General features: G+C 59.5%; 12 protein-coding genes and 1 pseudogene. 5 read left to right on the top strand and 8 right to left on the bottom strand.

The window, feature by feature from the left end:
• Positions 1-8: 8 nt before the first annotated feature.
• From CO666_RS30710 to CO666_RS30675, 8 genes are all read right to left on the bottom strand, one after another.
• Positions 9-989 (bottom strand): beta-ketoacyl-ACP synthase III, encoded by a 981-nt coding sequence (locus tag CO666_RS30710; protein WP_097615737.1) that lies wholly within the window; start codon positions 987-989, stop codon positions 9-11.
• Positions 986-2257 carry an adenosylmethionine--8-amino-7-oxononanoate transaminase gene (locus CO666_RS30705; RefSeq protein WP_097615736.1) on the bottom strand — a complete coding sequence of 424 codons (1272 nt, stop codon included), beginning with the start codon at positions 2255-2257 and terminating at the stop codon, positions 986-988. The genes CO666_RS30710 and CO666_RS30705 overlap by 4 nt, the downstream gene beginning before the upstream one ends.
• Entirely contained in the window at positions 2254-2892 is a 639-nt protein-coding gene (bioD, locus tag CO666_RS30700) for a dethiobiotin synthase (protein ID WP_097615735.1), read from the bottom strand. Before bioD ends, CO666_RS30705 begins: the two co-directional genes overlap by 4 nt.
• Complete coding sequence (locus CO666_RS30695; RefSeq protein WP_097615734.1) at positions 2889-4031, bottom strand: 8-amino-7-oxononanoate synthase; 1143 nt, start codon at positions 4029-4031, stop codon at positions 2889-2891. The genes bioD and CO666_RS30695 overlap by 4 nt, the downstream gene beginning before the upstream one ends.
• Positions 4028-5011 carry a biotin synthase BioB gene (gene bioB / locus CO666_RS30690; RefSeq protein ID WP_245436904.1) on the bottom strand — a complete coding sequence of 328 codons (984 nt, stop codon included), beginning with the start codon at positions 5009-5011 and terminating at the stop codon, positions 4028-4030. Before bioB ends, CO666_RS30695 begins: the two co-directional genes overlap by 4 nt.
• A gap of 419 nt (positions 5012-5430) precedes the next feature.
• Complete coding sequence (locus CO666_RS30685) at positions 5431-7572, bottom strand: methyl-accepting chemotaxis protein (protein ID WP_179869790.1); 2142 nt, start codon at positions 7570-7572, stop codon at positions 5431-5433.
• Between the two features lie 16 nt (positions 7573-7588).
• Positions 7589-8515, bottom strand: a complete 927-nt coding sequence (locus CO666_RS30680) for a substrate-binding domain-containing protein (protein WP_097615731.1) — start codon at positions 8513-8515, stop codon at positions 7589-7591.
• 467 nt (positions 8516-8982) lie between these two features.
• Positions 8983-9321, bottom strand: a complete 339-nt coding sequence (locus tag CO666_RS30675; RefSeq protein WP_245436902.1) for a hypothetical protein — start codon at positions 9319-9321, stop codon at positions 8983-8985.
• A 168-nt stretch (positions 9322-9489) separates the two neighbouring features.
• On the opposite strand from CO666_RS30675, the gene CO666_RS30670 reads away from it, so the two are divergent.
• The 5 genes and pseudogenes from CO666_RS30670 (at position 9490) to CO666_RS30650 (ending at position 15698) form a co-directional block, all read left to right on the top strand.
• Positions 9490-10428, top strand: coding sequence for a substrate-binding domain-containing protein (locus tag CO666_RS30670; RefSeq protein WP_097615758.1), 939 nt, complete (start codon positions 9490-9492; stop codon positions 10426-10428).
• A gap of 135 nt (positions 10429-10563) precedes the next feature.
• Positions 10564-11556, top strand: coding sequence for an inositol 2-dehydrogenase (gene iolG, locus CO666_RS30665; protein ID WP_097615730.1), 993 nt, complete (start codon positions 10564-10566; stop codon positions 11554-11556).
• 32 nt (positions 11557-11588) lie between these two features.
• Positions 11589-12551, top strand: a complete 963-nt coding sequence (locus tag CO666_RS30660; protein ID WP_097615729.1) for a Gfo/Idh/MocA family protein — start codon at positions 11589-11591, stop codon at positions 12549-12551.
• A gap of 118 nt (positions 12552-12669) precedes the next feature.
• Positions 12670-14245 (top strand): annotated as a pseudogene (locus CO666_RS30655) (Re/Si-specific NAD(P)(+) transhydrogenase subunit alpha).
• A 19-nt stretch (positions 14246-14264) separates the two neighbouring features.
• A complete protein-coding gene (locus CO666_RS30650; protein WP_097615728.1) occupies positions 14265-15698 on the top strand; it encodes an NAD(P)(+) transhydrogenase (Re/Si-specific) subunit beta in 1434 nt (477 codons plus the stop codon).
• Positions 15699-16096: the final 398 nt, after the last annotated feature.

The following is a 16096-nucleotide window of genomic DNA, read 5'->3' as shown; positions in this document are numbered from 1 at the left end:
GCGCCGATTCAGACCGCAAGGATAACAGCCCCGCCCGCCAGGCCTGCACCGGCGGCGGACATGAGAAGGCGCTCCCCGGATTTGAATGGATTGCGGCGATTTTCGACGGAAAGGGACAGCGGAATGGTTGCAGCCGACGAGTTGCCGAATTCCGCGATGGTGCTGACAAGCTTGCTTTCCTCCAATTCGAGATTGTGGCGAACCGCGTCGCAAAGGCGGAGATTGGCCTGATGCGGAATGAAGCGGTCGATGGCGGATACGGCCGCCTCGTCCAGCGCTTGGCGTGAGGTGCGTGTCATCAGATCCACAGCACGCGAGAAGACCTCGCGCCCGTCGCGCATCGTCATCAGCACTTGATCTGCCGCGGTTTCGGGGGAGAAAGGCTTGTTGCTGCCGCCGGACGGGATGGAAATCAGATCGTAGCCGCTTCCGTCCGACGCCAGGACGGCTGCCTTGACGCCGCTTTGACCATCGCGGCACGGAGCAAGCACGACCGCGCCGGCGCCATCGGCAAACAGAACGGCGCTGGCGCGTTCGGCCGGGTTGATGCGGCGGCTGAGAATATTGGCGGCGACGACGAGCACTCCCCGGCCATGTGCACGCACGAAGCCATCAGCCAGCGTCAATGCGTAGAGGAAGCCGGAGCAGGCCCCGGCAAGATCGATGGCTCCGGAATTTGGCAAGCCGAGCTTGTGCGCCAGAAGCGGTGCCGAGGGTGGCAAGAGATGATCCGGCGTCGAAGTGGCAAGCAGGGTCATGGCGATCTCGCCAGGCGCAATCCCGGCGTCCTCAAGCGCCATTTTTCCGGCCTCCGCCGCAAGGCCGCTCAATGTGTCCCCCTCGGTTGCCCAGTGGCGGGATCGGATGCCGGTGCGCCTTTCGATCCACCCGTCCTCGAGGCCGAGTCGGCTTTCGATTTCCGCATTGTGGACGATGCGGGATGGAACCGCGTGACCGAAGCCGGCGAGGCGGGAGGAGAGGGGCGTCAAGATCCAGTCTCCTCCAGGACGATAGAGGCAACCTCGTCGATTGCGTCATAGGCGGCGGCGATATCACCGGCGCTCGTACAGTAGGGCGTCATCAGGTAGATGACGTTTCCGAGCGGGCGCACAAGCAGCCCGCGTTCGCGAAACAGCTTGCGCATGCGTGGCCCCGCTTCGGCGAGGTAGCCGCCGGAGGGTACTGTAAGATCGAGGGCGGCAATCGTCCCGCGGTGCCTGACATTGACAAATCTCGTGTCGTCCTCGAAGCGGCGGAGATGTCGGGCGTGCTGTGCGGCAAGCTCGGCAATCCGGGCTTCCACCGGTTCCTCCTGCCAGATTTGCAAATTGGCGACAGCCGCAGCGCAGGCAATCGCGTTGGCGGTATAGGAACTCGAATGGAAAAAGGTCTTGCGCCGGTCGCAAGACAGATGGGCCTCGAAAATCTCCGCGGTGCATAGGGTTGCGGCGAGCGGCAGGGAACCCCCGGTCAAACCCTTCGACGTACACAGGATATCCGGGGTCACACCCGCCTGTTCGCAGGCAAAGCGCGTTCCGGTCCTGCCCCAGCCGGTCATCACCTCATCGGCGATGAACAGGCAGCCGTATCGGCCGGCGATGTCCTTGAGGGCGGCAAGCACGGCGCTGCCGTAGAATTTCATGCCGCCGGCGCCGAGCACCAGCGGTTCGATCAGAATGGCGGCGACCTTTCCCGACCGGCAGATGGCCTCGAATGCGTCGAGTGTCTCTTGCTCCCGACCGGGTTCGGGAAAGGGAAGGCGGTCGACGCCGAAGAGCAACGGCTCGAAGGGCGCATTGAACACACCACGCTCTCCCGCGGACATGGTGCCGATCGTGTCGCCATGATAGCCGTGTTCCATCACGACAATGCGGTCACGCGCGATGCCGCGATTGTGGAACGTGCCGAGCGCCATCTTGATCGCCACCTCGACAGCCGTCGATCCGCTGTCCGAATAGAAGACGTGTTGCAGTCCGGAGGGTGCGAAGGCGAGCAGACGTTCGGCGAGGACCTCTGCGGGTTCATGGGTAAATTCGGCGAAGATGATCTGGTCGTAGGCCTCCGTCGCCTCGCGGATTGACGCCATGACGGCGGGATGGCGATGGCCATGGGTGATCACCCACCATGACGAGATTGCATCGAGGATGCGATTGCCATCCTCGTCGAACAAATATGCGCCTTCCGTCGCAACGATGCGCTTCATCGGCGGTTCGAGGGCATGCTGTGTAAAGGGGTGCCAGACGGGCGAGGGGGTCACGCGTTTGCCTCCAACAGGGATACAGTGTCGAAGTTTTCGCGGAAGGCGCGGCGCAGGGTTTCACCTGTCAGATTTTCCAGCAGGGGCAGCCGACCCAACGCCTCCACTTGCCCGATGGCGGCGATGGTCGCCTGGGTGTCGGCATTTCCCGCGCCAATGAAAGCCACGCCGCAGATGGGAATGTCTCGGCTGCGCAGAGCCTCGATGGACAGCAGCGTATGATTGATGGTGCCGAGCGAGGTTCGGGCGCAGAGAATGACGGGAATGCGCCACCGGGCGAAGACATCGGCAAAGACCGTGTTTTTCGTCAGCGGGACCAGCAGGCCGCCGGCCCCCTCGATGACCAGCGGACCGGTGCAGGCCGGTGGCTCAAGCCGGGCCGGGTCGATTTCCACGCCGTCGAGACGTGCCGAAAGATGCGGTGAGGCCGGGGTGGAAAGGCGATAGGCTTCGGCCAGGATATACTCAGCCGGCAGCCCGCTCAGTCGGGCGACGGCTTCGCTGTCCGTCCCATCTTCCAGTCCGGATTGCACGGGTTTCCAGTAGCGGGCGCTGAGCGCGCCCGCCAGCGCCGCGGCAAACACGGTTTTGCCGATGCCGGTATCCGTTCCGGTTACCACGAAACGGGCGGTCATCTCCTGTGTTCCTCCATGGCAGCGGCGAGGCAATCCAGCATGTGCGCAATCTGCTCCGAATCGACGTTGAGCGTGATCGACAGCCGCAGGCGCGCGGTGCCCTCCGGCACGGTCGGCGGGCGGATCGCGCGGATGTCGAACCCCTGAACCTGAAGGGTTTCGGCAATGCGCAATGCACGCGCATTGTCGCCGATGACAACCGGCTGGATCTGCGAGCCGCTCGGCTCTATGCCGAATCGGTTGTTCAATCCGTCCCCGACAAAGGCGACCAGACGTTCCAGGGCCTCGCGGCGCTCAGGCTCGGCATCCACCATGCGCAAGGCCTCGCGCACGCCCGCCGCCATGAGAGGCGAGGGCGCGGTGGAATAAATGAAGGCGCGGGCCCGGTTGATGAGATAATCGGCAAGCACGCGCGGCACGGCAAGCAGTGCCCCCGATACGCCGAGCGCCTTGCCGCAGGTATGAAGGGCAAGCACGTTTTCGCGACCCTCCAACCCCGCCGCCAGTCCTCTGCCGCCGGTGCCGAAAACGCCGGTGGCATGGGCTTCGTCGATCACCAGAAAGCCCTCGTAACGATCGGCAATATCGGCGAGGGCGGCGAGCGGCGCTTGGTCGCCGTCCATGGAATAGAGGCTCTCGACGGCAATCCAGGGGCGGCCCCTGCCGCCGTTGCTGCGCCAGTTTCGGATCGCTTCGTCGAACGCGTTCTCATCGTTGTGGTCGATGCCGATGGCCGCCGCCTTGCTGGCTGCAATGCCCTCATGGGCGCTCGCATGGATGAGCGTGTCGTAAACGATCAGATCGTCGCGCCGCGGCAAGGTCGAGAAGAGCGCCGAATTGGCGGCATAGCCGCTGCCGAAATAGAGCACGCGTTCCGCGCCGAAAAAATCGGCGGCTTCCGCCTCCAGCGCCTCATGTTCGGGATGGTTGCCGCGCAGCAGGCGGGAACCGCCGGCGCCTGTCGGAACGCCGCTTTCCACCGCCGCCATGATCGCCGCTTTGAGGCGCGGTGCGCTGGCAAAAGCCAGAAAATCGTTGGAGGTAAAGTCCACGCCACGCTGCGGCGCCAAGCTGCGCAGCCGCGCTTTGCGCCGCAAGCCCTCAAGCGTGGCGGCATAGTCCGAAAGTATCGCCGTCACACCGCCGGCTCCAGCGGCATGGGAGAAAGGCCGAGTCGGCGGAAGAGCGCCGTGTCGTGATCGTCGCCGGGATTGTCCGCCGTCAGCAGCGTGTCGCCGACGAAGATGGAGTTGGCGCCTGCGAAGAAACAGAGCGCCTGCATCTCGTCGCTCATCTCGGTGCGTCCGGCCGAAAGACGCAGATGCGAGGTCGGCATCAGGATGCGCGCCAGTGCGATCGTGCGGACGAAATCGATCGCATCGACAGGTGCGGCGTCTGCCAGCTTCGAACCGGGAATGGGGATGAGCTGGTTGATCGGCACGCTTTCCGGCGGCACGGGCAGGTTCGCCAGCGTCAGCAGCATCGAGATCCGGTCGTCGACCGTCTCGCCCATGCCCAGGATTCCGCCGGCACACACTTTGATGCCGGCCTTGCGCACGGTTTCCAGCGTATCGAGCCGGTCCGCGAAGCTTCGGGTGGTGATTATTTCGGAATAGAAGCGCTCGGAGGTGTCGATGTTGTGGTTGTAGTAGTCGAGGCCAGCTTCCGCGAGCTCGCCCGCCTGGGTCTCGGTCAACATGCCGAGCGTCATGCAGCTTTCCATGCCAAGCGCCTTCACGCCCTCGACCATGGCGACCAGCGTGTCCATGTCGCGGTCTTTCGGGCTGCGCCATGCCGCCCCCATGCAGTAACGGGTCGCACCCGCCTCCTTGGCTTTGCGTGCCTCAGTGAGAACGCGTTCGACTTCCATCAGCTTCGAGGCCTTCAGGCCGGTCGGATAGTGGGCGGACTGGCTGCAGTACCCGCAATCCTCGGCGCATCCGCCTGTCTTGATCGACAGAAGTCGGCTCATCTGCACGGCGTTGGGGTCGAAATGCGCGCGGTGGATGGTTTGAGCCCGGAAGAGCAAATCGTTGAATGGCAAATTATAGATAGTTTTGGCTTCATCCAACGTGATGCCGTGCGACCCTGTCGCGGAAAATGCTGAAAATCTCGAAATTTGGTTCGTTTCTTCCACTTCGCTCGTCCCTCATGCTTCAAATTATGGATAGAAAATATTTTTATCGATAATTTTGCAAGAGGCAGCGCGAAGGAATTAAAGCGAAACCGTTTAGGTGACCGGATTGTATCCACTTAGATCGGAAATCATCTCAAGCCGGGTGGGTGAGATTTCTCAGCGGAGTGAACCATCTCCGCCGAGATGGTCCTGTCGGGTGCCGACAAGACGACGCGCCAGTATTTCGATCGGAGCTATCTCTCTGCCCACCATTAGAGCGAGATCGATATGGACGATGCGCGAGGTGAAAAGATCCTTTATTTCTCCCGCTGGCAGGCGTCTTCTATCCGCGCAATCGTTCAGACCTATCGGGAAGGGTGGTCGTTCGGCTGAATATCCCAGCCGCACGACAATCTCGTTGGCTAGGACGCCATCGCATAAGCGTTACGATCGATGCCTGTCAGTCTTCTCGTCTTGAACCGTCCGATCAAGGCGGCAAGCTTATCCGTCTCGTGCGCCAGGCTTTGTGCGGCAGCAGTGGTTTGCTCGACCATCGCTGCGTTTTGCTGGGTAACCTTGTCCATCTGATCGCCGGCGGCCGATACCTCGCGTAGGCTGAGCGCCTGATCCCGTGCCGACACCGCTATTTCAGTCACGGTCGCGCTCATGGCGCTGACTTGCCTAACGATCTGCTCAAGCGACGCTCCCGACTCGCCCACCAGCTTCACGCCAACATCGACCTGATCCGACGACGTCGAAATAAGGTGTTTGATTTCCTTTGCCGCATTTGCGGAGCGCTGCGCAAGCTCGCGAACCTCCTGCGCGACAACGGCAAAGCCTTTCCCCGCTTCACCGGCCCTGGCTGCTTCGACGCCAGCGTTGAGCGCAAGGAGATTCGTCTGAAAGGCAATCTCGTCAATCACGCCGATAATGCTCTCGATCCTTGCCGAAGAATTCTGAATTTCGTTCATCGCCGAGATTGCGTGATTGACGATTTCTCCACCCTTTTCCGCGTTCGCGCGGGTTGTCGTCACCGCATCGTTGGCTCGACCGGCTCCCTCCGCCATTCCGTTGACGCCCCGCGTAACCTCCGAAAGCGCAGCGACGGTCTCTTCGAGCGACGAAGCCTGCTGTTCAGTGCGGCGGGCAAGGTCATTCGTCGCGGTGGAGATTTCGCCAAGACCCGAGCGTATCGTGGAGACGGCTTGGACCACGGCATCGAATGCGCTTTCCAGACTTGCCGCCGAACTGTTGAAGCGGTCGCGAATAATGGAATAGCGGGCATCGACATCACCGATCCTGGCCGTCAAATCTCCGGCCGACAATGCGTCCAAGCCCTTGGAAATCTGGTGGAACGCGAATTCCATCGCGTCCGCCTCGGCCATCCGCTGCCCCTCCTGCCGCTGGCGTTGCTCCTCCGAAGCAACCCTCGCGGTTTCGGCGGCGATGTCGGCTGCTGTCTTGGCGTGCTTGGTCTCCTGGAATACCATCAGCGAGCGCGCCATCGCACCGAGCTCGTGGCCGTTATTGGCCCCCTCGATTTCGGCCAGGTCCTCGCCATGAGCCAGACGTTCCATTTTTGCGGCCATGGCGCGCACTGCAGACGAAATCAACCGCCCGAGATAATATGAGAGCGCGAGGCCGATTGCGATCAAGACCCCGCTGACAGCGAGCGTCACGGTTGTCGCGCTCGAGACAGTCTCTTCGACGGAGCCGTCGAGTTTTTTCTGAGCTCCGGCGACACTTGCCTGCAATGCCTGGAAACCCGTCGATATCTTCGGAGCAAGTTCGTTCAGTTCGGTTTCCCTGACGCGCTTGGTTTCACTCCAAACATCGCGCATTTCACCAAGACGCGCGCTATAATTCTGCATCAGTTGCGCAACGCCGGAAAGACGCGTTCGCTGCAGGTCATTTCGGGCTTTATTGGTGGCTGCGGCATTCAGCTCGACCGCTTCACCAAGTGCGCCTTGTGCAGTGTCATAAGCTTTTAGGTCGCCAGAATTGACGAAGCGCTCGGAGAAATAGAGGCTTCTGTTAAGCGCTTCGAGCGTCGTCGTCGTCGCGTAAAGAAGCTGCAGGTCGTTCTGCCTCCAGGCACTGCGCAATATGTCGTTCAACTCGACGCCGGTCCACGGCCCAAATTCGGTGACTTTTGAAAGCAGCAGATCATGCCGCGACTGGAGGGCAACCAGCTTATCAAACGCTTGATTATAGGCCACGATCTGTCCCCTTATTGTGGCCATGGCAGCCTGAAGATCGGGGTTCTGGATCAGACGTGGATCGTCAGCCTTGAACGAACTGACTCCGGATTTGAGGCGGTCGACCAATTCTTTTGACGGTTCGGATCGAAACGCTTCGGCCGACATCTGAATGTCGTGGAGCCGATCACTATAGGTTGATATGGCGAGGCTTTCACCGACCGTTGCGCGGTAAGAAGAGAAGACCGATGTAAGATTGTCCATCCCGGACATGACGTTGAGCGACAACAGGCTCATGAAAACGATGAGAGGAAGGAAGCCGACCGTGATTTGACTGCGGATGCTGAGCTTGTTCCAGAAATGCATGATAGTGCCTCAAAGCTCACCGGATTTTCGCCAGGTATTGATCGACATTTTGCGGAGTGACAAGTTCGAACGGGATGTAGTTTTCCCGCGGCACCTTCCCTCCTTGAACGAGCTTGAGCGCCGCATCGACAGCTCCTGCGCCTTGGGCGGCACCATTCTGAAACACGGTGACCTTCATATCGCCGGCCTTCAGCGCTTCAAGGGCAGGTTCAATGGCATCGATGCCGGCGACGATCACGTCCTTCGTCGTATGGTTACCCTTGAGCGCGCGAATAGCTCCCAGCGCCATATCGTCGTTGTTTGCGACGATCGCGTCGAACTTGACACCCGCTGTCAGCCATTCCTCGACCTGGGCTTCCGCAAAGTCGGGCGACCAGTATGCAGACTGTCTCTCAACGACCTTCAGTCCCTTGCAGTCGGCCGTGGCAACGACATTATCGACATCTTCAGTGCGGGCCCGAGCCGCCGCGTGAAAGGGCTCGCCGACCAGTACGGCTATGTTGCCTTTGCCGTTGAGAAGTCTGCACACTTCTTTCGCCTGAAGTGAACCCGATTGCTTCTCGTCGGAGGCGACGACCACCTGATTCTCCGGAAGGTCAAGGACGTTGGCCGGAACATTGTTCACATAAACGAGGGGGACGCCCGCACTGACGGCAATCGGCGTCAGTTGCGCGCCGAGGTCGCCGTCGGCGAGCAAAACAATGAGAGCGTCGACTTTGCGAGCAACAAGGTCCGTGACCTGCTTCTTTTGCAATTCGCCGTCGCCCTTCGCGTCCGCCGTGACGACTTCAACGCCACCGGCGTCCTTTGCGTGTGCAAGGAGACCTCGAAGCAAAGTGGAATTGAATTCATCAAGGTTAGAGACCGAAACGCCCAGCGTCGCGGCGTCTACATGCGATGTCAACGTTAACATTAGCAATGATGCCAATATAGCTCTGCGCATTTCCCTCTCCAAAAATGTTGCTGGTCGGGCAATTATTGAGCAATTTAGTAAAATGAGACTTAAGAAACGGCACCTGCGCAGAATGAGAGCGCTGCCTGCGGGTCGGAACAAATGTCGTGGTCAAAGATTAGATGAGGCCGCAGATATCGCGGCCAACAGGCTCGGGGCGTCTCGCCTCGAAGGGACTGCCAACGCAACAAGAGAAATAAGGACCAAGCCGAAACTCGCAGCCACCCGATAGCGTTCGGCGAAAGATTGGCGAGCAGTGCTCGCGTGAAACAGCGAGCATGGCCTGACCCAAGTGGCCGGCTATAGAATGGACGGCAGGCTGACAAACAGGCCCAGAACTAGGAGGTAGAGCACGACGAACTCGGGCCTGTAAGGAGTTAAGCAGTTTTGGTCGCCTCCGATCTCTGGATCGACCAACGCCTTCGAGAGCAGTAGCTGGGTCGTGAAATCCGTCGGGCTCATCGTACGGCTGGAGCCGCTGAGGGCGCCAGATCCGTTTTAGCGGAGTCTTGGTCGGCTCCGATCGCATGCTGCAGCACGGCCAGACTCGCCTGGGCCTGCATCAGCCGGAGATCCCCGAGAATTGCGCCCTCATGGGCGAGAAAGGCGGAGATTGGATGACCAAATAAAATTCCCAAAATGACTGCGCCGGAAAGCAGTGGCGCACTGCGGATGGCTGCCTTGGGTAGGTGCATTTTGAGGTCCTCCTTTTTATTCATGATAGGTAAAAAAAAAGGGACGTCAACATTAATGTAATCGTTGACATAGGAAATTTTCGGTGTTGTATACGTTAACATCGATCAAATGTAACATGATGTCATGGTCAGCTGGCTTCCAGTATGTGGGCAGCGCGACAGAATACAGATGATCGAGGTATGTAAACGTTGACATATCGGATGGTCTCGGAGGAGGCCGTTCCGGCCATAGTGGGTGCCGCCGGACACCGCATGAAGGAGGGAATCCGCATGAAAAAGCTCATCAGTGGAACTGCAGCACTGCTTCTGGCGACGTCGCCTGCCTTTGCCGGCGACATCGGCGTGGCGATCTCTCACAGCGACTCTTTTCTCGCGGTGATGGTTCAGGGAATGAAAGACGAGGCCGCCAAGACAAAGCAGCCGCTGCAGATCGAGTTTGCTGAAGCCGACATCAACAAGCAACTGTCGCAAGTTCAGAATTTCATCGCAGCAAAGGTCGATGCGATCATCGTCAACGTCGTCGAAAGCTCGGCCTCTCCGGCGATCACCAAGATGGCGGCAGATGCCGGCGTGCCTCTGATCTATGTCAACAATACGCCGAGCGATCTTGATGCGCTTGGCCCGAAGGCGGCGTTCATCGGATCGAACGAAGCCGAAGCGGGGGAGCTCGAGACGAAGGAAGTTTGCCGCGTTCTGAAAGAGAGCGGCAAAACCAGCGATGCGGGCATCCTGATCATTCAAGGACTCCTGGCCCAGCACAGTGCTGAACTGCGCAGCAAGGCCGTGCATGACATTATCGCAACGCCCGACTGCAAGTTCATGAAAGTAATCGACGAACAGTCCGCGAACTGGGATCCGGTCAAGGCGCAGGATCTGATGACCAACTGGATTACCGCCGGCTACAAGCCTGCTGCCGTTATTGCCAACAACGATGAAATGGCGCTCGGCGCCATCAATTCCATGAAGGCCGCCGGCTGGGACATGAAGGATGTGGTCGTTGCGGGCATCGACGCGACCAAGGAGGCGATGCATTACATGCAAACGGGTGATCTGGATGTGAGCGTCTTCCAGGATGCAATCGGTCAGGGCGCCGGCTCCGTCGACGCCGCAATCAAGATGGCGAAGGGAGAAAAGGTGCAGTCGCCCGTTTGGATCCCGTTCGAGCTGGTCAATCCGGCCAACGTCGACAAGTACATCAAGAAGAACTGATACTGCAGTGGATCGGACAGGTGCGCGTCCAAACGCGCATCTGTTTTTCGCGCACGTCTTTGAGCCGGACCAACGCATAGCGCGGACGGAAGATTCCGGACATTTTGATCCTTCGGTCGGGAGCGAGATTGAAAAATGCTTAGACTGGGTATCTTGGGCTGCGGTCGCATTGGCCAGGTGCATGCAAATTCCATCCGGCGTATCGAAGGCGCCGAACTTGCCGCCGTTGCCGACCTTTCTTCCGAGGCGGCATCTGCCTGCGCCGCGCGCTTCAAAACCGTTGTGCGCAGTATCGACGACATTCTCAATGATGAAGACATCGACGCTGTCGTCATCGCTACGTCGACTTCTACACATTTCGACCTGGTCACCGCCGCAGCGCGGGCAGGCAAGGCGATCTTCTGCGAGAAGCCGATCGATCTTTCCTCCGAAAGGGTTCGCTCTTGCATCCAGGCCGTCAATGCCGCAGGCGTCGCCTTCATGACGGCTTTCAACCAGCGTTTTGATCCTCATTTCAATGCCCTTCAGGCGCGTGTGCGGGCGGGCGAAATCGGCGAGGTAGAGACCGTCTCAATCGTCTCCCGCGACCCTGCACCGCCGCCGGTATCCTACATCAAAACCTCAGGTGGACTTTTCCGGGATATGATGATCCATGACCTCGACATGGCGAGGTTCGTTCTCGACGAGGAGCCGGTGACGGTATTCGCAGTCGGCTCCAACCTCATCGAGGCGGGCATCAAGGAGGCCGGCGATGTCGACACAGCCGCAGTCATTCTGACGACGGCCAGCGGGCGGATCTGCCAAGTCACCAATTCGCGCAGGACAACCTACGGCTACGACAAGCGTCTCGAAGTCCACGGCTCCAAGGGGATGCTTCGCGTCTCCAACGTGCTTGAGAACCTGGTCGAACAGGCGGGAAGCAACGGCTTCGGACAAGCCACCGCTCAAGCTTTCTTCCTAGAGCGTTTCGAGGCGGCCTATCTCGCCGAAATGCGCCATTTCGTTGAGGCGGTTTCTTCCGGAACAGCCCCTGTTCCCGGCGCTGAGGACGGACTTCGAGCCCAACTCATCGCCGACGCGGCAACCCAGTCATGGCGAGAAGGCCGGCCGGTCGAAATTCCCCGCTGACGGTCAAACTGTGTAACCTTCGGAAAACGTCCATGAAAATCGCGATCATCGGCCTTGGCAAAGTGGCAGAGCTTCATGTCCAAGCGCTTCGCCAGATAGGACCGGATATTTTTGCCGGCGGTTGGAACCGCTCGGCGGATAAGGCAGAGGATTTCTGCCGACGCTTCGGGGGAACGGCTTATGCGTCGGTCGAGACGCTCCTTGCCGACGACCAGATCGATGCCGTTCTTGTCGCCACCAGCACGGCTTCCCATTTCGAATTTGCCAGACGTAGTTTGGCGGCGGGAAAACACGTGCTCCTCGAAAAACCGCTTTGCGAAAGAGCCCAGCAGATACGGGAGCTTGCGGACATCGCCGCAAAGCACAACCGCATCTGCATGCCTTCACACAACTACATCTACGCAGAGAATATGCGCCGCCTCAAAGCCCATATCGAAGACGGCCGGTTGGGTGATGTCGTCAATTTCTGGGCGATTTACAACAAGCGTCACGATGCCTCCATCGGTGAACCCGACCTCACGATGCGGGAACTGATGGTTCATCACGCCTATTGCCTGTTGTTTTTCCTGGGGCGTCCCTCTCATGTTTACGCCACAGGGACCAACGTGCATTTCGACGACAAGCAGGCGCACGACCAGCTCATGATCACGGCGGAATACGCCGATGGAAAAATCGCAAATCTCTGGGGCAGTTTCTCGGCCGACGACAGAAGCCGCGAACCGTGGTCCTGCTATTTCAAGGTTCTTGGAACCGAAGGAAGCGGCGTCGCTCCCTGGGATGTAACGAAGTTCGGGCAGGCGTCCATCCCGTTCTGGGATGATGCGACCTATTGGGACAGTTTCCTGCAGGTCGAGCAGTATTTTCTGAACGAGTGCCTGGCGAAGGCTTCGCCTCCACTATCGACCTTGAGTGACGCCTATGACGCGGCGGTCGTTCTCGACGCGGCGCGTCGTTCATTGGTTGAAAAGCGTCGGGTCGAAATCGACTACACATAATAACTGATGACCGAGCACCGCCGTTTCGGTGGCCATAGCACCATTTCAATCAGATCCGACGCCGGCCTCGATCCTGTCAGCGGCAATCGGCTCGTCAGCAAACCACATGCGAGGAAAAATGAAAATCGGGGCACCAAAGGAGATTTATGTCGGGGAGAAGCGCGTCGCACTGACCCCCGAAAGCGCGGTGCATCTCCGAAAGCTCGGACATCAATGTCTCGTGGAGGCGGGTGCGGGGCTCACCTCGGGGTCTTTCGGATGACGCTTATCGTGCAGCTGGCGTCGAGGTCGTGGCCACGACTCAGGACCTTTGGCAGGAGGCGGATGTCATCGTGAAAGTCAGGCCGCCGCAACAGGAGGAACTGGCGCTGCTGAGGTCAGGCAAGACGATCCTGTCGTTCGTTCATCCTGCACAGAATGCCGACCTGCTCGAAACCGCCCGCTTGCGTCAAGTCAATCTGATTGCCATGGACATGGTGCCGCGCATCTCAAGGGCACAGAAGATGGACGCCCTGTCGTCCATGGCAAATATCGCCGGTTATCGTGCGGTGATCGAAGCCGGCAATAGCTTCGGACGTTTCTTCACCGGGCAGGTGACCGCAGCGGGCAAAGTTGCGCCGGCCAAGGTCTTGGTCATCGGCGCAGGTGTTGCCGGACTAGCGGCAATCGGCACGTCGACGGCGCTCGGCGCGATTACCTATGCCTTTGACGTCCGTCCCGAGGTCGCCGAGCAGATCGAAAGTATGGGCGCTCAGTTCGTCTTCCTCGATTTTGCCGAACAGCAGCAGGATGGTGCGGCGAGCGGCGGCTATGCGACGCCGTCCTCGCCGCAATTCCGCAACGCGCAGCTGAACAAGTTCCGTGAGCTTGCTCCACAAATCGACATCGTTATATCGACGGCCTTGATACCGGGTCGTGATGCTCCCAAACTCTGGCTTGCGGATATGGTCGCGGCGATGAAACCCGGCTCCGTGGTCGTCGACCTTGCCGCTGAACGCGGCGGAAATTGCGAGCTCACCATCGCCGACCAGAAGGTGGTGACGCCGAACGGCGTCACGATCGTCGGCTACACGGATTTTCCAAGCCGGATGGCGGAGCAGGCCTCGACGCTCTATTCCAACAACATCCGCCACCTGATCGCGGATCTGACCCCGAATAAGGATGGCCGCCTTGTCCACGATATGGAGGACGACATCATCCGCGGCGCTACGGTCGCTTATGAGGGTATAATTACCTATCCGCCGCCGCCACCCAGAGTCCAGGCCATCGCCACCCAGAAGCCGAGGGAAAGGGCAAAGGAGCCCAGCCCCGAGGAAAGGCGCGCGCAAGAGCTGGTGGCCTTCCGAAGGCAGGCTAAGACACAGGGCGTGCTGCTAGCCAGCGGCACCGCGCTGCTCCTGGTGATCGGCGCAATGGCGCCAGCCAGCTTCATGCAGCACTTCGTTGTTTTTGTGCTCGCCTGTTTCATCGGATTCCAGGTTATCTGGAACGTCAGCCACGCACTCCACACGCCGCTGATGGCGGTGACAAACGCTGTATCGGGGATCGTTATCCTCGGCGCGCTTTTGCAGATCGGGTCCAGCAACGGCATCGTCGTCAGCCTTGCTGCGGTCTCGGTTCTGGTCGCCACCATCAACATTGTCGGCGGCTTTCTCGTGACGCGGCGCATGCTCTCGATGTTCCAGAAGTCCTGATCAAGTTGGGGTTACACATATGACTATTGGTGTCGTTTCGGCCGCCTATATCTCGGCGGCGGTGTTCTTTATTTTGTCCCTTGGTGGCCTGTCAGGTCAGGAGAGCGCAAAGCGCGCCGTCCGCTACGGCTGTGTTGGAATGGTGATCGCGATTGTTGCCACGATTTTCGGACCGGGCCTGGGCAACTGGTCGGTCACATTGGCGATGATCGCAGCGGGCGCCGGAGTGGGTTGGTTGGTCGCAAAGAAGGTTCAGATGACCGAAATGCCACAGCTGGTCGCGGCTCTGCATTCCTTCGTCGGCTTGGCGGCCGTGTTGATCGGCTTCAATGCCCATTTCGAAGCAGCAAGGATTGCCGCACTGAATGAGGCCGCCAGGACCCAACTTTCAGGATTTGCGGCGGTTCTTGCGGGCAAGACACCACTGGAAATGGCGATGATGAAAGTCGAGGTTTTCCTTGGGGTCTTCATCGGAGCCGTCACATTTACCGGTTCGGCAATCGCATTCGCCAAGCTGGCAGGAAAAGTCGACGGTAAGGCACAAAAGCTCCCCGGCGGGCATGCCCTCAATGCTGCCGCGGCCGTCCTTTCCTTCGTTCTGCTTCTGGTCTATGCACAAGGCGCCGATATCTGGGCGCTGGCTGTGATGACGCTTCTAGCCTTCTTCGTCGGCTTTCACCTGATCCTAGGCATTGGCGGGGCCGACATGCCCGTCGTCGTCTCCATGCTGAACAGCTATTCCGGCTGGGCTGCGGCTGCGATCGGATTTACGTTGGGAAACGATCTGCTGATCGTCACCGGTGCACTGGTCGGTTCGTCGGGCGCGATCCTGTCTTACATCATGTGCACGGCTATGAACCGTTCCTTCGTCTCGGTCATTCTCGGCGGCTTCGGAGCGACGACCGGGCTTGCCGTTGCGATTGAAGGCGAGCAGATCGCCATCGATGCCGACGGGGTCGCCTCAGCACTCAACGATGCCGACAGCATTGTCATCGTTCCGGGATACGGCATGGCTGTCGCGCAGGCCCAGCAGGCGGTTTCGGAATTGACGCGCAAACTGCGCGCCGCGGGAAAAACCGTAAGGTTTGCGATCCATCCAGTTGCCGGCCGCCTTCCGGGTCACATGAACGTGCTGCTTGCCGAAGCCAAAGTTCCCTATGACATCGTGCTCGAAATGGATGAGATCAACGAGGATTTCGCCCAGACCGACGTCGTCATCGTCATCGGTTCCAACGATATCGTCAATCCGGCAGCCCAGGACGATCCCACGTCGCCGATTGCCGGCATGCCTGTGCTGGAAGTTTGGAAGGCAAAACAGGTCTTCGTCTCGAAGCGTGGTCAGGGTGCCGGCTATTCGGGAATTGAAAACCCTCTCTTCTATCGCGAAAACACCCGCATGCTGTACGGCGACGCAAAGGAGAGCATGGCGCAGTTGCTACCGCAAATCGCCTGATTGCCGGCCAATAGGGATGCTCTGCAGACGCGGAACGGCGCTTTGGGCGATACGGTTTTAGGGATGCTGTCGCGCACGGGCTAGTGGCGTCGATACGGCAGGATGCAGGCCAAGGGTGAAAGATCGCGTCACCCGTCTGGTTTCCTGGCTGTTGCTGGCGCATCTCAGCGCAATTGTGATGCCGTTATCGCGAGTGCTTTGACCTAACCCGACCTGAACGTTCGATTGTCACCGCCAGGAATATCGACCCTCCAATCAGTCTGTGCGACCGCTTCCCCGCGTCAAGGGCACGGCACTTGCTCGCAGGTCCATGCAACTAACGCGCGCCTGTTTGGTGGCTTTTGCGACGGTGATCACTGCTGTTGGCGGGTGGGGCTTTTGGTTTTGTCCACATGGCT

The organism is Rhizobium chutanense (assembly GCF_002531935.1).
Lineage (GTDB): Bacteria > Pseudomonadota > Alphaproteobacteria > Rhizobiales > Rhizobiaceae > Rhizobium > Rhizobium chutanense.
This window is presented reverse-complemented; position numbering and strand designations above follow the sequence as displayed.

Bases quoted from the DNA above. Each gene is read 5' to 3' on its own strand.
- iolG (WP_097615730.1), top strand. From the start codon at position 10,564: ATGCTTAGACTGGGTATCTTGGGCTGCGGTCGCATTGGCCAGGTGCAT.
- CO666_RS30675 (WP_245436902.1), bottom strand. From the start codon at position 9,321: ATGTTAACGTATACAACACCGAAAATTTCCTATGTCAACGATTACATT.
- CO666_RS30685 (WP_179869790.1), bottom strand. From the start codon at position 7,572: ATGCATTTCTGGAACAAGCTCAGCATCCGCAGTCAAATCACGGTCGGC.
- CO666_RS30660 (WP_097615729.1), top strand. From the start codon at position 11,589: ATGAAAATCGCGATCATCGGCCTTGGCAAAGTGGCAGAGCTTCATGTC.
- bioD (WP_097615735.1), bottom strand. From the start codon at position 2,892: ATGACCGCCCGTTTCGTGGTAACCGGAACGGATACCGGCATCGGCAAA.
- CO666_RS30670 (WP_097615758.1), top strand. From the start codon at position 9,490: ATGAAAAAGCTCATCAGTGGAACTGCAGCACTGCTTCTGGCGACGTCG.
- CO666_RS30680 (WP_097615731.1), bottom strand. From the start codon at position 8,515: ATGCGCAGAGCTATATTGGCATCATTGCTAATGTTAACGTTGACATCG.
- CO666_RS30650 (WP_097615728.1), top strand. From the start codon at position 14,265: ATGACTATTGGTGTCGTTTCGGCCGCCTATATCTCGGCGGCGGTGTTC.